The following is a 16296-nucleotide window of genomic DNA, read 5'->3' on the forward strand; positions in this document are numbered from 1 at the left end:
CGTGGACCTCCTGCGCCGCACCCTGACCACCCGAGGAGCCTCCTTCCTCGGGTGCGGGACCGTGCTCGTCGCGGCGGGCGTGCTCCTCGGCCAGCACGACGTCACCCGCATCGGCGTCCTGCTCCTCGCGCTGACGGCCGGCTCGCTCGTGCTCGTGCGCCGGCACGGCCTGCGCCTGGAGGTCACCCGGTCGGTCGAGCCGGGCCGCGTCGCCATCGACCAGCGCTCGGTCGTCACGCTGCGGGTCCGCAACCTCGAGCCCTCGCCGACGCCGGTGCTCATGGCGGAGGAGGGCATCGACTACGCGCTCGGCGACCGGCCCCGCTTCGTCATCGCGTCGATGCGCGGTGGCACGACGCAGGAGGTGCAGTACAGCGTCCGCTCGCACACCCGCGGGGTCCACCACCTCGGTCCGCTGCGCGTCCGGGTCCGCGACCCCTTCGGCCTCACGCTGCGCACCGCCGCCGTCAGCGGGCACGCCGAGGTCGTCGTCCTCCCCCGCGTGTTGCCGCTGACGGCCGGGCGCTCGCTCGGCCGCGGCATCGGCAGCGAGGGGTCGATCCCCCACATGGTCGCGCTGCACGGCGAGGACGACCAGACCATCCGCGAGTACCGCGACGGCGACGACCTGCGGCGCATCCACTGGCCGGCCACGGCGCGCACGGGCGAGCTCATGGTCCGCCAGGAGGACCGGCCGGCCAAGCGGCGCGCGGTCGTCCTCGTCGACTCGCGCACGGCGGGGCACGGCGGCTCGGGCCGCTCGGGGTCGCTCGAGTGGGCGGTGACGCTCGCGGCGTCCGTCCTCGTCCACCTCGTCGACGGCACCCACGCCGTCCACCTCCTGACCGCCGACCCGGGCGACGACACCGGGGTGCGCCACGACGACACGGTCGACGGCGGGCTCGACGCCCTCGCCCGGGTGGGCCTGGGCACCGACGACGGCACCCGCGCGGTGCTGCACGCGGCGAGCGGCCTGACCGGCCAGGGCGGGCTCGTCGTCTACGTCGGAGGACCCCTCACCGACGACGACGCGCAGACCCTCGCCGCGCTGCGCCAGCCAGGGTCCACCGGCGTGGCCCTCGTCGTCGACCCGACCCGCTTCGGGCGCACCGCCGGCGGGGAACGGCCCTCCGAGGGCGGCGCGGCCGCGACGGTCGCCACGCTCCAGGGCTCCGGCTGGCTCGCGTCCGCCGCCGACGCCGGCACCGGGCCGGCCGAGGCGTGGTCCGGGGCCGTCTCCACCACCCTGGCGGGGGCCCGATGACCCGCGCCAAGCCGCTCGAGACCCTCCTCGTCGCCCTCACCGCGCTCGCGGTCACCCTCCCGCTCACCGACCTCTTCGCGCCCACCGGCGACTGGTTGCGGCCCAGCCTCGTGCTCGTGCTCCTCGTCGCGCTGACCGGCGCGGCCCTGCGCGCCCTCACCGTCGCCCGGCCGCTCGTCGTCGCCGGGCAGGTCCTCGTGCTCACCGAGGCCGTCGCGCTCCTGCACGGCCAGGGGCACCTGTGGGGAGGGCTCGTCCTCACCCCCGAGACCGGCCGGGCCCTCGGGGTCCTCCTCGACCAGGCGTACGGCACGGTCACCGCCTACTCCGCCCCGGCGCCGTCCGACCGCGGCGTCGTGCTCGCGGTGAGCCTGCTCGTCGGCCTCGCCGCGCTCGTCACCGACGCGATCGCGGTCACGTACCGCAACCCGGCGCTCGCCGGCATCCCGCTGCTCGCCGCCTTCCTCGCGGCCGCGACGAACACCTATGCCGGTCTCGCCGCCTGGTACCTGCTGCCCCCGGCCGTCCTCTGGCTGGCCCTCGTCGGGCGGCAGGGCGTGCGGACGCTGCGGGCGTGGGGCGGGCTGGCGGCCGAGGGCCACCGCGACGCCGACCCGGGGACCTCCTTCGCCACGACCGGACGCGTCGTCGGGGCGCTGGCCCTCGCCGCCGCCGTCGTCGTGCCGGCCCTCGTCCCGCACCTGCCGACGACCTTCATCGCGGACGGCCTGGCCCGCGGGGACGGGGGTGGCAACGGCGGCGCCGTCCGGCTCTCGACGAGCATCGACATCGCCCGCGACCTCGCCGACCGCTCCACCGACCCCGTCATCACCTACCGGACCTCGGCCGACGAGCCGGAGCCGCTGCGCGTCGGCGTGCTCGACACCTACCGTCGGGGACGCTGGGTCGACACCGACGACCCGGCCTACGTCCCGCCGGACGGCCAGCTGCCGGGGTCGGGGGCCGCTCCGGACGTCAAGCGGACGACCGAGCGCATCGAGGTGCTCTCCTCGTCGGTCGCGCCGCCGCAGGTCGCCCTGCCGGCCAACCCGGTCGGGGCCCCGTTCGCCCCCGGGACGTGGCAGGTCACCTCGGGCGGCGTCGTGGAGCTGACCCAGCCGGTCGGCGAGTACACCGTCGAGTACACGAAGCTGGCGCCCGAGCCGGAGCAGTTCGGCACGACGGTCGAGGGGGCCGCCCCGAACCCCGAGGACCTCGTCGTCGACCAGCGGGCGCAGTCCGCCGTGCGCGAGGTGCTCGACCGCGTGACCGGCGACGGCGACACCCCGCTCGAGGTCGCGACGAGCATCCAGGACTACCTGCGCGGCCCGGACTTCACCTACTCCGAGGACCTCGCCGAGGACACCGCCCAGGGAGCCGCGGCCGAGGAGCCGCTCGTGCGCTTCCTGCAGACCAAGCGCGGCTACTGCGTGCAGTTCTCCAGCGCGATGATCATGATGGCGCGCGAGAGCGGCATCCCGGCGCGGATGGCCGTCGGCTTCCTCCCCGGCACACCCGACGGCAGCGAGCGGGTCGTGCGCGTCAACGACGCGCACGCGTGGCCCGAGCTGTGGTTCCCCGAGCTCGGGTGGGTGCGCTTCGAGCCGACGCCCGGCGTGCGCAGCGGCCTGCCCCCGACGTGGACCCGCGACCGGACCGACGCGACGAGCACGGCCGCCCCGTCGGCCTCGGCCGGCGCGTCCTCCACGCCGTCCGCCTCGGCGGGCCCCTCGCGCGACGTCACGGCCGAGGACCCGCAGGACACGGGCTCGACGACCTCCGCGACCGGGCCGCTCGACCTCGTGAGCCGCCACCTGACGAGCCTGCTCGTCGTCCTCGGGGTGCTCCTGGCCGCGGCGCTGCTGCCGGCCGGCGCGTGGTGGGCGCGCCGTCGGGCCCGCGCCCGGGCCCGCGACGACGCCGAGCGGGTCGAGGCCGAGTGGCAGTCGCTGCTGCTGCGGCTCGGTGACGTGGGCCTCGTGCCGACCGACGGCGCGACCCCGCGCCAGGCCTCCCAGCAGCTGGGGCGCGCCGCCTACCTCACCCCGGAGGAGGACGCCGCCCTCGACCGGGTCGTCGACGCGCTCGAGCGGGCCCGTTACGCGCGGCCCGGCGCTCCCCTGCCCGACGTCGCCGAGGACGCGCGCACGGTGTGGCGCGCGGCCCTCGGCCGCCGCCGGCGCGGTGACCGGCTGCGGGCGCTGCTGCTCCCGGCCGAGGGGCGCCGCCAGTGGGCGAACGCCCTGCGCCTGCCGGGGCGCCGTCGCGACGACGACTCCGTCACGTCCGACCGCGAGGACGAGCGCATGCCGGTCGGCTGAGCCGGCCCGACCCCGTCGTCGTGGTGCGGCGGACCTCAGTCGAGGTAGTCGCGCAGCGCCTGGCTGCGGCTCGGGTGGCGCAGCTTGCTCATCGTCTTGGACTCGATCTGGCGGATCCGCTCGCGTGTCACGCCGTAGACCTTGCCGATCTCGTCGAGGGTCTTCGGCTGGCCGTCGGTCAGGCCGAAGCGCATCGAGACGACACCGGCCTCACGCTCCGAGAGGGTGTCGAGGACGCTGTGCAGCTGCTCCTGGAGGAGGGTGAAGCTCACGGCGTCGGCCGGGACGACCGCCTCGGAGTCCTCGATGAGGTCACCGAACTCGCTGTCGCCGTCCTCGCCGAGCGGGGTGTGCAGCGAGATCGGCTCGCGGCCGTACTTCTGGACCTCGACGACCTTCTCGGGCGTCATGTCGAGCTCCTTGGCCAGCTCCTCCGGGGTGGGCTCGCGCCCGAGGTCCTGGAGCATCTGGCGCTGCACGCGGGCGAGCTTGTTGATGACCTCGACCATGTGCACCGGGATGCGGATGGTGCGCGCCTGGTCGGCCATCGCGCGGGTGATCGCCTGGCGGATCCACCACGTCGCGTAGGTCGAGAACTTGTAGCCCTTGGTGTAGTCGAACTTCTCGACCGCACGGATGAGGCCGAGGTTGCCCTCCTGGATGAGGTCGAGGAAGAGCATGCCGCGGCCGGTGTAGCGCTTGGCCAGGCTGACGACGAGACGGAGGTTGGCCTCGAGGAGGTGGTTCTTGGCCTTCTTGCCGTCCTGGGCGATCCACCACAGCTCGCGCTTGAGCTTCATGTCGATCTTGGCGCCGGAGTTCAGCTGCTCCTCGGCGAACAGGCCGGCCTCGATGCGCTTGGCGAGCTCGACCTCCTGCTCGGCGTTGAGGAGGGCGACCTTGCCGATCTGCTTGAGGTAGTCCTTGACCGGGTCGGCGGTCGCGCCGGCGGTGACGACCTGCTGCGCCGGGGCGTCGTCGTCGTCGTTGGTCATGACGAAGCCGGCGTCCTCGGTCTCGCCCTCGGGCTTGGCGGTCGTGGACTCGCCGGTCTCGTCGGCCGCCTCGTCCTCGGTGGCCAGCTCGTCCTCGAGGTCGACGGGCGCGTCCTGCGCGGGGGCCTCGGTGGCGGCGGCCTTCTTGGCCGTCGTCTTCTTCGCCGGGGCGGCCTTCTTCGCGGGCGACGCGGCGGCCGAGGCGGCCTTCTTCGTCGTCGACGCGGCGGCGGTCTTCTTGGCCGCGCCGTCGGTGGCGGCGGCCTTCTTGGCGGCCGGCTTCGCGGCGGCCTTCTTCGTCGTCGCCGTCGAGGTCTTCTTCGCGGTGCGGGTCGCGGCCGCGGCGACACCGGCGGTGTCGTCGTGGCGGACCTCGATGCCCTGGTCACCGAGGGCGCGCAGGACGACGCGGCCACGAGCCGGCGTGACGTCGGCGGCGCGCATCGCCTCGGCGACCTGCGTCCCGCTCACCGACCCGTTGGTCCGCCCCGCACGCACGAGGTTCTGGAGCGCCTCGTGGGCGAACTCGGGGGGGAGGGTGCTCGGTTCGGAGGGCTTCGAGGACACAGGCGACACCGACTACCTTTCGTCGCGGAGAACCGCTGGACCGGGACACGAAGGAGCCGGTGCTGCGGTGGTGAGGGTCCGGGGAGTGGCGCTCCGGCTGATCGGTTCGACCCCATCCGGCCCGGTGCGCTCTACCATTATAACTTTGCTCGACCGCTTCGCCCACATCCACCCGGTCGCACGCCGGCACGACGCACTGCCACAGCGCCCGTCGGGGCGCTGCAGCACAGCGGAACCGGGCCGGCTCAGCCCTTGACGGCGAGCACCGCGCACGGCGCGTCGAGCAGGATGCGCTGCGCGTTGGAGCCGAGGATCAGCTTGCCGACGGGCGTGCGGCGCCGCAGGCCGATGACGATGAGGTCGGCGCCGGTCTCGTTCGCGACCGCGATGAGGTCCTCGGCGGGCTCGTTGCCCCGCACGAGCTGACGCACCTCCATCTCGGCGCCGGCGGCCTTGATCTCGTCGGTGGCCCGGCGCAGCTCCTCCTCGGCGGAGCGCGCGGTCTCGTCGTCGAGGCCTCCCCGGTGGGAGTTGATGACGACGAGTCGGCTCCCCCGCCCCTTCGCCTCCTCGACCGCGCGAGCCAGAGCGGCCCGCCCCTCCTTCGTCGGGACGAAGCCAACGACGATCGTCACGATGTCCTCCTCGGCGCTGCTGCGGTCAGTCAGTCGACCGTACCGCAGGGCGCGTCGGGTTCAGCCGCAAGCACGGCGCGGATGAGCGCCCCGACCTGCGCGACCTCCGTGAGGAAGCCGTCGTGACCCTGGTCGGACTCGATCGTGCTCGACCGGGTGCCCGGCCGGGCCCGCACGATGTCCTCCGACAGGCGCACCGGGTAGAGGCGGTCGGTGCAGACGCCGGCGACGTGGAGCAGGCCCGGGAACGCGCGCAGGGCGGCCGCGACGCCACCGCGCCCACGACCGACGTCGTGGCTGTTCATGGCCTCCGACAGCACGAGGTAGCTGTTGGCGTCGAACCGGCGCGCCAGCTTGGTCGCGTGGTGGTCGAGGTAGCTCTCGACGTCGTAGCGCCCGCCGCCGCCGAGCGGGTCCTCCCCGGCCCGCGGCCGACGGCCGAACCGCGCGTCGAGCTCGCTCCCGTGCCGGTAGGTCGTGTGCGCGATGCGCCGGGCGATGCCGAGCCCGGTGACCGGCGCGCGTCCGGTGTCGTAGTAGTCGCCGTCCTGGTAGTCCGGGTCGTGGCGGATGGCGAGCAGCTGCGGCTGGCACCACGCCACCTGGTCGGCGGTGGCCGCGGCGGTCGAGGCGAGGACCAGGGCACGCCGTACCCGGGCGGGGAACGAGGTCGCCCACTCCAGTGCCCGCATCCCGCCCATCGAGCCGCCGAGCACGAGGGCCCAGGCGTCGATGCCGAGGTGGTCGGCCAGGGCCGCCTCCGCCGCGACCTGGTCACGGATCGTGAGGAACGGGAAGCGGCCGCCCCAGGCTCGCCCGTCCGGTGCCGTCGAGGAGGGGCCGGTGCTCCCCTGGCAGCCGCCGACGACGTTGGCCGCCACGACGAACCAGCGGTCGGTGTCGAGCGGCGCCCCGGGACCGACGAGCCCCGGCCACCAGCCCTCGGTGGGGTGCCCCGGCCCGGACGGACCGACGACGTGGCTGTCGCCCGTCAGCGCGTGCTCGACGAGGACGGCGTTGTCACCCTCCGGCGACAGGGTCCCCCACGTCTCGTAGGCGAGGGTCACCCCGGGCAGGACGCCCCCTCGCTCGAGCGGCAGGTCGCCGACCGCCGCGAAGCGACGGTCGCCGACGGGGTCGCCGGGACGCCACACGGCGCCCGTCGACCGGGTCGGGGTGGCAGTCATCGATGGGACTCCTCGGCACTCGCGCTTGCCGCGGGGGCTGTGCCGCGGCCGGGTCATCACCCGGGGCACCCCACCGCGAGGAGGGTTGCCGCCCAGCAAACCGGGGTTTGGCACTGGGACTCATGACCTGCCCCGATGGTACCGGGAGGCGCCGACGGGTACCGGTGTTCGTCCGACAGCCGAACACCGCTCCTCCACCGGCCCGGTGCGCGCTCACCCGGCCCGCCCGAGCCGTCCGGCGACCGTCGCGTCCCCACCGGCCCGCGTCAGGGTCTCGGGGCGCAGCCCGTGCTCGACGACCCCGGAGAGGAGCTGCGCGAGGCGGTAGCCCGGCTCCACCCGCAGGGCCCGCTCCAGGGCGGCGCGCGCCACGGCGCCGTCGCCGAGCTGCCAGGCGAGCTGCGCCGCCGTCGTGCACACCGCCGCCGCGTCGTCCGGCCGGTCGTCGGGGACCGCACGGGCGAGCGCCAGCAGGCGCTCGAGCAGCTCGTGACGGCCCTCGGTCCCCCGCGGGACGTGGACCCACGACCCCATCCCCGCCCAGCGCGGCAGGTGCCGCTCGAGCAGGGCGACCACCACCGCGTCGAGCAGGCCCCGGGGCACCACCCCCGGTGCGACCCAGGCGATCAGCGCGTCGCGCAGGCCGATGTCGCGCAGTCCCTCGACCGCCCGCGCCAGGACCTCCGGCGGGGGCTCGAGGCGGGGACGGCCGACCGCGTCCGGCCGGGCGAGCACGAGCGCCCAGGCCCGCACCGCCTCGCGCCGCACGCGGGCGCTCCCCCGGCGGGACCGGCGGTCGAGCGCCGGGAGCGGGAGCCAGGCCCCGACCGCCGACGCGCGCTCCGCGTCGGGGGCGACGAGGCCGTCGACCGCGGCACGGTCGGGCAGGGGCGCGAGGCCGCGGGCGACCAGCTCGGCCACCGCCGGCACCGCGTGCGGGGCCGGCAGCACCACGCCCTCGCGCGGGCAGCAGGCCCGCTCGCAGACCGGCGAGTACCGCCGTCCCCCGCGCACGACCGCGACGTCGGCCACCTCGGCGCCGTGCGACTCGAGGGCCTCGAGGAGCGCGAGCAGCAGGGGGTCGCAGGCGTGCGCCTCGTCCTCGTAGCCGACGAGGAGGACCGGCCCCGCGAGCTCCCGCCGCAGCGGCCCGAGGACGGCCTCGACCGTGTCCCCGACGTGGTCCTCGGGTGGGAGGTCGACCCGGGCGACGAAGTGGACCCGGCGCCGGTGGTCGAGGGCGACCGCCACGACGCTGCGCGTCGGGTGGTAGCCGAGCTGGTAGGGCAGGACGGCGAGCAGCTCGTCGGGCCCGTGGACGGTCGTGGTGTCGCTCATGCGACCACGCTGCCGCCGCGGGAGGCCGGTGCGACAGGGGCCGCCGGCGATCTGTGGACGACGGACCTCCGCGGCCCCGCCTGTGGACGACCGGCCCCGTGCCGCTCAGGGGACCGTGCCGGTCACCGCGTCAGCGGACGACGTCCCCCGGCACCGTCTGCGGGCCGCGACCGGTCTCGCGCTCCCACTCGAGGAACTTCTCGGTCTCCTCGACGAGCGTCGTCGCGACCCAGCCGAGCACCATCGCGTCGTCGGCGAGGCCGAGCACGCCGAGGACCGCCTCGGGCAGCAGGTCGACGGGCGAGACGACGTACGCGGCGCCGGCCGCGACGAGGCCGAGCTTGCCCATCGAGGTGCCGGTGTACTCGCCGGAGCGGATCGCGGTCACCATCCGCGGGACGGCGGAGGCGCGCTCCCCGAGCGAGGGGCCGCCGTCCTTCGTCGCGAGGCGGATGGCGCGCCCGAGGGCGCCGACGTAAGCGAGGGTGCGGGCCTTGGCCATGGGTTCCTCCTGGGGTCGCTGGGGTCGCGGGGTCAGGCCGGGCCGATGCGCCCGGCGACCGCCGGGAACTCGCGCTTGGCGTCGCTGGCGAGGCGGCGGAGCAGGACGACGTCGACCCCCGCGCCGACGACGCCGCCGACCACAGGGACGCCACGGCCGAAGCGCGAGAGCACACCCTTGCCCGAGCTCGCGACGAGCTTGAAGAACACGCCCTTCTTGACGACCATCGCGGCCGGGCCGGGCAGGCGCTGGGCGGCGAGGTTGGCGAAGCCGCCGACGGGGGCGGCGACCCCGGCCTTGGCGAGGAGGTCGTCGGCGTCGGCGCCCGCGAGGGTCAGCAGCACCGCGGCCCGCACCTGCGGCTGCGCGATGTCGTGGCCACGCACGCGGGCGATGGCCGCGGTCATCCGCGTGGCGAGGGCGTAGTACGCGACGACGTTGGCGGGCAGGGCGATCGGCAGCGTGACGAAGCCGCCGAGGCCGGTGACGAAGCCCTCGGCGCCGGCCAGCCTCAGGTGCGACCGGACGATGCCGTCGACCGCCTTCTCGACGTCGCCGCCGGCCGAGCGCAGCGCGGCGTCGGCGGTCTTCGCCGCGGAGTCGAAGGGGCCGCGGCCGTCGATGCCGACGTCGAGGATCTGGTCGACGACGCGGACCGCCTGGCGCCCGACGACACCGTCGTCGGCCTTCGGGTCGTTGGCGCGCTCGAGCGCGGAGCGGGTGTCGCTCACGGCGTCCTTGGTGGTGCGGCCTCGGTCGAGCAGTCCCACGCGTGGTCCTCCTGGTGCCCCGGGGCGGACCGTCGGGTCCGCGCGTGTCCGGCTGTCGTCATCCTGCCACGCAGGCCGCTGACCAGCGGCGTCCCGGTCCCCGTCATCGGTGACGGTGTCGGCCCGTACGCTCGGCGCCATGCTGACGGGCGAGGTGGCGGTGCTCGTGGCGGGCACGGGCGGTCGCGCGGTCGCCGTGCTCCATCGCGACCGCGTCGTCACGGTCCCGGCCGCGCAGGCCCCCGAGGTCGTCGGCCGGCTCGAGGCGGAGCACCACCCCCGGTGGGTGTGGTGGTCGGCCCGGGAGGCCGCGACCGGCGTCGTCGCGGCCCGCGTGCACCTGGCCCGCGCCTGGGACCTCGCCGAGGCCCACCGGCTCCTCCACGGCGGGTGGGACGCCTCCCCCGCGCTCGTCTGGGCCGCTGCCCACGGGCTGTCCGCCGACTCCGTCCCCGCGCCGCCCGGGGGCGACCTGTTCGACCTCGTCGGCGCCGCCGACCTGCCGGCGGACGACGTGCTCGTCGACACCGCGGGCCACCTGCGCGCCGACCACGAGCGCTGGCTCGAGGAGCCCGGCCACCTCGCCGCGTGGGCGCACGCCGCGCTCGACACGGCACGCCTCCAGCTGGACCAGATGGCCTCGGTCTCGGCCCGGCTGGCCGCGACGACGGCCTCCGAGTCCGCCGCGGCCCTGCTCTGCCTCGAGCTCGAGCGCGACGGCCTCCCGCTCGACCGCGCGACGACGGAGGGCCTCGTCGCCGGCGCGGCCGGGCCGCGCACCGTCGGCGACGCGGACGGCGTCGCGGCGCGCCGGGCCCGCGACGCCACCGTCCTGCGCCACGTGCCGGGCCGCGAGGGCACCGACCTGCGCAACCCGGTGGCCGTCAAGGAGATGCTCGCGGGCGTCGGCGTCGACGTGCCGAGCACCCGCAAGTGGGTCCTCGAGGCCTACCGCGAGGTCCATCCGGTCGTCGAGGCGCTGCTCGCGTGGCGGCGGGACGAGCGCATCGCCACCACGTACGGCTACCGCTGGCTCGACACGCACGTCGGGCCCGACGACCGGCTGCGCGGCCGGTGGACCGCCTGCGACGGCGCGGCCGGCCGGATGACGGCCGAGAACGGCCTGCACAACCTCCCGGCCGCGCTGCGCCCGGGGGTCGCCGCCCACCCGGGCCACGTCCTCGTCCGCGCCGACCTCGGGCAGGTCGAGCCCCGGGTGCTCGCGGTCGTCAGCGGCGACACCGCGTTCGCGGCGGCCACCCGGGCGGACGACCTCTACGCCCCGGTCGCCCAGCGGCTGGGCTCCGAGCGGGCCGTCGCGAAGATCGCGGTGCTCGCGGCGATGTACGGGCAGCGCAGCGGCGCGGCCGGCGAGGCGCTCAAGGGCCTCGAGGCCGCCTACCCGGTGGCCATGGGGATGCTCGACCGCGCCTACGACGCCGGGCGCCGGGCCGCCCCGCTGCGCACGTACGGCGGGCGGCTGGTGCCGACGGCCCGGTTCGTGGCCGGCCGGCCGCCGGGCGCGGACCCGCAGGTCGACGCGGCGCGGGGTCGCTTCGCGCGCAACGCCGTCATCCAGGGCTCGGCCGCCGAGCTCTTCAAGGCGTGGGCGGCCACGGTCCGCGCCTCCGTACGCGACCTCGGGGCGAGCGTGGTCCTGTGCCTCCACGACGAGCTGCTGCTCCACGTGCCCGAGGCGGCGGCCGGGGAAGCCTCCCGTCGGGTCGACGACGCACTCACCGACGCCGCGCGCCGGTGGTCGGGCGGGGCGCCGGTGCGCTTCGTCGCCGACACCTCCGTGGTGCGGCGCTGGTCGGAGGCCAAGGACTGAGGCCGCCGGCCGGGCGGTCAGGCCGTGGGGCCCTGCGGGTCGTCCTCGTCGTCCGACACCGAGCGCAGGAAGTCCTCGAACTCGGCGCCGAGCTCGTCGGCGGACGGGATCTGCGAGGTCTCGGTCGCGAGCAGGCTCGGGCGCTCCTGGCCCTCGACGAAGGCGTCGTACTGCTGCTCGAGGGCGGTGATGACCTGGCGCGCCTCGTCGCTGTTGGCGACCTCGGCGGCGATGGCCTGCTGGTTGACCCGGGCTCGCTCGACGAGCTCGTCGTTCGGGAGGTTGAGGCCGGTCGCGTCGGTGATGGCGTTGAGCGCGGCGAGCGCGCCCTCGGCCCACTCGGCGGTCGCGAGGTAGTGCGGCACGTGCACCGCGAACCCGAGCGCGTCCTGGCCGGCCTCGCCGAGGCGCAGCTCGAGGAGGGCGCCGATGGACGCCGGCACCTGGACCCGCCCGAAGGGCGAGCGGGCCTCGCCGATCAGCGCGTCGTCGGTGGCGTGCGCGGTCATCCCGACCGGACGGGTGTGCGGCACACCCATCGGGATGCCGTGCGTCGTGACGACGAGGGAGACCCCGAGCATCGCGATGAGCTCGCTGATGGCCTCGACGGTGCGCTCCCACTGGTAGTCGGGCTCGGGCCCGGTCAGCACGTAGTAGGTCTGCCCGTCGCGGTCGGTGAGCCGGTGCAGGAGCATCGCCGGGTCGTCGTACTCGAGCCAGCGGCTGGTGTCGAAGACCATCATCGGACGGCGGCCGCGGTAGTCGAGGAGCTGGTCGACGTCGAAGGAGGCGACGACCTCGGGGTCACCGGTCTCGAGGAGGTGCGAGCCGAGGGTCTCCTGGACCTGCCCGGCGTCGACGAAGCCGCCGAGCAGCACGAGCAGGACGCCCGGGCGGGGGGCGTCGACAGCGGTCTCGAGGCGGTACAGGGCGGACGGGTCCATCACGGGAGAAGCCTTTCACGGTGGTGCGTCGTGAGGGTGGAACGTCCGGCCGGGGCGACGGATTCCCCCGCCGCCGCCCGGCGGGTCACTCCGTGACGGCGGCGATGGCCCGGCGCACGCGCTTCTCGGAGACCGAGCCCTTCGTGCCGAGGCTCTGCGCGAAGAGGCTGACCCGCAGCTCCTCGACCATCCACCCGATGTCGGTGACCTCGGGGGCGGCGCGGCGGGCGGCGGGCAGCGACTCGAGGAGGTCGGCGTAGGCGGACTCGACCGCGTCGACCTGCTCCTGGAGCACCGGCTCGCGCGCGTTGCCGGCGGCGCGCTCGAGGCGGTGCTGGGCGGCCCGCAGGTAGCGCTGGAGGTCGGCGAGGCGGGCGACCCCGGTCGCGGCGACGAACCCCGGGCGGACCAGCCCGTCGAGCTGGGCCCGGACGTCGGCGCGCGCTGCCCGGGTGGCGGTGGAGGCACCGCCCGCGGCGAGCGCGTCGAGCGTGCGACGCACCTGCGCGGCGAGGACGAGCACCGGCTCGACCGCCTCGACGACGGCGAGGACGCGGGTCGCCGCGTGGGTCCGGACGGCCGCGAGCGCCGCCTCGAACGCCTCCGGGGTGCGGACCGGTCCGCGGACGTGCTCGGCGACGAGGTCGTCGACGGCGGCGTCGAGGCAGTCCTGGAGCAGCGCGGGGACCGACCCGTGCGGGTTGTCGGCGAGCGCGAGCTTCTGGGCGTTGCCGAGCCGGCCGAGCACCCGCTTCCACGGGGCCGTCGTGTTGAGCAGCAGCAGGCGCCGGACGCCCGCGCGGTGAGCCGCCGCGGCGGAGCCGGCGTCGGGGAGGACGCGCAGCCCGACGGAGGCCTCTTCGTCGACAAGCGCGGGAAAGCCGACGACGGTCAGCCGCCCGGCGCGCCCCTCGAAGGTCTCGGGGATGGTGCCGACGTCCCACGTCGTGAGGCCGGTGCGCTCGATCGAGGCGCCGGCGCGGGCCATCCCCTCGCGCACCGCTCCCCCGGCCTGCTCGCGCAGCGCGTCGAGGTCCTTGCCCACGGCGACGACGCGGCCGCCCGGGCGCTCGACCGAGAAGGTGACGCGCAGGTGGTCGGGCACGCGGGCGAGGTCGAACTCGGCCGGGTCGACGCGGACCCGGGTGCGCTCGAACAGGACCCGCGCCAGCTCCTCGACCATCGAGCCGCGCGCGGGGTCCATCTCGCGCAGCGCCGCGGCGGCGTGGTCGGGCGCCGGGACGAAGTGCACGCGGGTCGCCTTCGGCAGCGAGCGGACGAGCGCGACCGCCAGCTCGTCGCGCAGCCCGGGCACCTGCCAGTCGAACCCGTCGGCCGTGACCCGGTTGAGGACGGCGACCGGGACGTGCACGGTGACGCCGTCGGCGGCCTGCCCGGGCGCGAACTGGTAGGTGACGTCGAGCGCGAGGTCGCCCTGGCGCCAGGTGCGCGGGTAGTCGCTCGCCGACACCGACTCCCCCGCGTCGGAGGTGAGCACGTCCTCGGTGAGGTCGAGCAGGTCGGGGCGGCGGCGACGCTCGCCGCGCCACCAGCGGTCGAAGTGCCGCTCGGTGACGACGTCCGGCGGGATCCGGCTGTCGTAGAACGCGAAGACGATCTCGTCGTCGACGACGATGTCGCGGCGGCGCGCCCGCTCCTCGAGCTCGGCGACGCGGGCGAGGGTGCGTTGGTTGCGCTTCCAGAAGTCGTGCACCGGCTCCCAGTCGCCCTCGACGAACGCCGACCGCACGAAGATCTCGCGTGCGGCCTCGGGGTCGATCCGGGCGTACTGGACGGTGCGGTCGGTGACGAGCGGCACCCCGAACAGCGTCACGCGCTCGGTCGCGACGGCGGCGCCGGCCTTGCGGCTCCAGCGCGGCTCGCTGACCGTGCGCGTGACGACGTGCCTGCCGGCCTCCTCGGCCCACTCGGGGTCGATGGTGGCGACGGTCCGCGCCCACAGCCGCGAGGTCTCGACGAGCTCGGCGGCCATGACGTACTCGGGCTTGCGGCGGAAGAGGGTCGAGCCGGGGCTGATGCCGAACCGGGCTCCGCGGGCGCCGAGGTACTCGCGCTTGACCTCGTCGCGCACCCCCACGTGCGAGAGCAGGCCGGCGAGCAGCGCCCTGTGCACGGTGTCCCAGTCGGGGTCCTCGCCCTTGGCGGCGGTCGCGAGCTCGGGGTCGATGCGGGCCTGCCGGGTCGCGCGCCGGAGCTGGGCGTGCAGGTCCTGCCACTCGCGGATGCGCAGGTAGTGCAGGTACTCGTTCTTGCACATCCGCCGGAACGCGCTGTGCGAGAGCTCCTTCTGCTTCGTCTTGAGGTAGGTCCAGAGGTTGAGCAGCGCGGCGAAGTCGGAGCGCTCGTCCTTGAAGCGCGCGTGCTGCTGGTCGGCCTGCGCCTCCTTGTCGACCGGCCGCTCGCGCGGGTCCTGGATCGACAGGGCGGCGACGAGCACGAGCACCTCGCGGGTGCAGCCGAGCCGGCCGGCCTCGACGACCATCCGGGCCAGCCGCGGGTCGAGGGGCATCCGGGCGAGGGTGCGGCCGGTGGCCGTGAGCCGGCGGGCGCGCCCGCGGTGGCGACCGGGGCCGCGCTCGTCGGTGGAGAACGCCCCGAGCTCCTCGAGCAGGCGCACGCCGTCGGCGACCTGGCGGGCGTCCGGCGGGTCGACGAACGGGAAGCGCGCGACGTCGCCGAGGCCGAGCGAGGTCATCTGGAGGATGACGGCCGCGAGCGAGGTGCGCTGGATCTCGGGCTCGGTGAACTCGTCGCGCGCCTCGAAGTCCTCCTCGGAGTACAGACGGATGCAGACGCCGGGCGCGACGCGGCCGCAGCGGCCCGCCCGCTGGGCGGCGCTGGCCCGGCTGACCGGCTCGATCGGCAGCCGCTGCACCTTGGTGCGCTGGCTGTAGCGGGAGATGCGGGCGGTGCCGGTGTCGACGACGTAGCCGATGCCGGGCACCGTGAGCGAGGTCTCGGCGACGTTGGTGGCGAGGACGATCCGGCGCCCTCCGCCGCGGCGGAAGACCCGGTGCTGCTCGGCCGACGACAGCCGGGCGAACAGGGGCAGCACCTCGGTGCCCGGCAGCTTCAGGGCGTTCAACGCGTCGGCGGCGTCGCGGATCTCGCGCTCCCCCGAGAAGAACACGAGGATGTCGGTCGCGTCCGGGGCGGGCGGCGCCTCGGTCCACAGCTCCTCGACGGCCTGCACGACCCCGGTCACCTGGTCGCGCTCCTCGACGACGTGCGTGCCGTCCGGGGTCGTCTCGACGAGCGGACGGTAGCGGACCTCGACGGGGTAGGTGCGCCCGGACACCTCGAGCACCGGCACCTCGCGGACGACCTCGCCGCGCTCGTCGGTGCCGAAGTGCCGGGCGAAGCGCTCGGGGTCGATCGTCGCCGAGGTGACGACGACCTTGAGGTCGGGGCGCCGCGGCAGCAGCTGCTTGAGGTAGCCGAGGATGAAGTCGATGTTGAGGCTGCGCTCGTGCGCCTCGTCGATGATGATCGTGTCGTACCGGCGCAGGTCGCGGTCGCGCTGCATCTCGCTGAGCAGGATGCCGTCGGTCATCACCTTGACCCGCGTCGCGTCGCTGCTGTGGTCGCCGAAGCGCACCTGGTAGCCGACGGGCCCGCCGAGCTCGACCTCCATCTCCTCGGCGATGCGCTCCGCGACCGACCGGGCCGCGATCCGCCGCGGCTGGGTGTGCCCGACCTGGCGGCCCCCCGCCCCGCGGCCGAGCTCGAGGCACATCTTCGGGAGCTGGGTCGTCTTGCCCGACCCGGTCTCGCCGGCGATGACGACGACCTGGTGGTCACGCAGGGCCGCGAGGATCTCCTCGCGCGCGGCGACGACGGGCAGGTGCTCGGGGTAGTGCAGCTCCGCCGCGGCGACCGCCTCGAGCGCGGTCTCGGTGCGGGCGGGCATGCCCGACAGGA

General features: G+C 75.6%; 11 protein-coding genes and 1 riboswitch. Of the genes, 3 read left to right on the top strand and 8 right to left on the bottom strand.

Annotated elements, in window-relative coordinates:
• Position 1 precedes the first annotated feature (1 nt).
• Positions 2-1264, top strand: coding sequence for a DUF58 domain-containing protein (locus LG324_RS14190; protein ID WP_404348886.1), 1263 nt, complete (start codon positions 2-4; stop codon positions 1262-1264).
• Positions 1261-3585, top strand: coding sequence for a DUF3488 and DUF4129 domain-containing transglutaminase family protein (locus LG324_RS14195; protein ID WP_404348888.1), 2325 nt, complete (start codon positions 1261-1263; stop codon positions 3583-3585). Before LG324_RS14190 ends, LG324_RS14195 begins: the two co-directional genes overlap by 4 nt.
• Positions 3586-3620: 35 nt before the next feature.
• Here the strand turns inward: LG324_RS14195 and LG324_RS14200 are convergent, their stop codons facing one another.
• The 6 genes from LG324_RS14200 to LG324_RS14225 form a co-directional block, all read right to left on the bottom strand.
• On the bottom strand, positions 3621-5147 hold the full coding sequence (locus tag LG324_RS14200) for an RNA polymerase sigma factor (protein ID WP_030528144.1): 1527 nt from the start codon (positions 5145-5147) through the stop codon (positions 3621-3623).
• 245 nt (positions 5148-5392) lie between these two features.
• On the bottom strand, positions 5393-5782 hold the full coding sequence (locus LG324_RS14205; protein WP_030528143.1) for a universal stress protein: 390 nt from the start codon (positions 5780-5782) through the stop codon (positions 5393-5395).
• A gap of 29 nt (positions 5783-5811) precedes the next feature.
• Positions 5812-6969, bottom strand: coding sequence for a homoserine O-acetyltransferase (locus LG324_RS14210; protein WP_404348891.1), 1158 nt, complete (start codon positions 6967-6969; stop codon positions 5812-5814).
• 16 nt (positions 6970-6985) lie between these two features.
• A riboswitch (SAM riboswitch) is annotated at positions 6986-7097 on the bottom strand.
• An 85-nt stretch (positions 7098-7182) separates the two neighbouring features.
• Positions 7183-8307: a DUF4192 domain-containing protein gene (locus LG324_RS14215; RefSeq protein WP_404348894.1), complete on the bottom strand. Its 1125-nt coding sequence runs from the start codon at positions 8305-8307 to the stop codon at positions 7183-7185.
• Positions 8308-8437: 130 nt separating this feature from the next.
• Positions 8438-8809 carry a YkvA family protein gene (locus LG324_RS14220; RefSeq protein ID WP_030528140.1) on the bottom strand — a complete coding sequence of 124 codons (372 nt, stop codon included), beginning with the start codon at positions 8807-8809 and terminating at the stop codon, positions 8438-8440.
• Between the two features lie 32 nt (positions 8810-8841).
• A complete protein-coding gene (locus LG324_RS14225) occupies positions 8842-9579 on the bottom strand; it encodes an EcsC family protein (RefSeq protein ID WP_242525598.1) in 738 nt (245 codons plus the stop codon).
• Between the two features lie 139 nt (positions 9580-9718).
• Between LG324_RS14225 and LG324_RS14230 the strand changes: the two genes are divergently transcribed.
• Positions 9719-11410, top strand: a complete 1692-nt coding sequence (locus tag LG324_RS14230; RefSeq protein WP_404348897.1) for a DNA polymerase — start codon at positions 9719-9721, stop codon at positions 11408-11410.
• A gap of 17 nt (positions 11411-11427) precedes the next feature.
• On the opposite strand, the gene LG324_RS14235 is transcribed toward LG324_RS14230, so the two are convergent.
• Together LG324_RS14235 and hrpA are read right to left on the bottom strand one after the other, a co-directional pair.
• Positions 11428-12354, bottom strand: a complete 927-nt coding sequence (locus LG324_RS14235; protein WP_404353152.1) for a proteasome assembly chaperone family protein — start codon at positions 12352-12354, stop codon at positions 11428-11430.
• Between the two features lie 85 nt (positions 12355-12439).
• Entirely contained in the window at positions 12440-16285 is a 3846-nt protein-coding gene (gene hrpA / locus LG324_RS14240; RefSeq protein ID WP_404348899.1) for an ATP-dependent RNA helicase HrpA, read from the bottom strand.
• Between the last annotated feature and the right edge of the window lie 11 nt (positions 16286-16296).

The sequence above is a fragment of the Phycicoccus jejuensis genome, assembly GCF_044797865.1.
GTDB classification, from domain to species: Bacteria; Actinomycetota; Actinomycetes; order Actinomycetales; family Dermatophilaceae; genus Phycicoccus; species Phycicoccus jejuensis.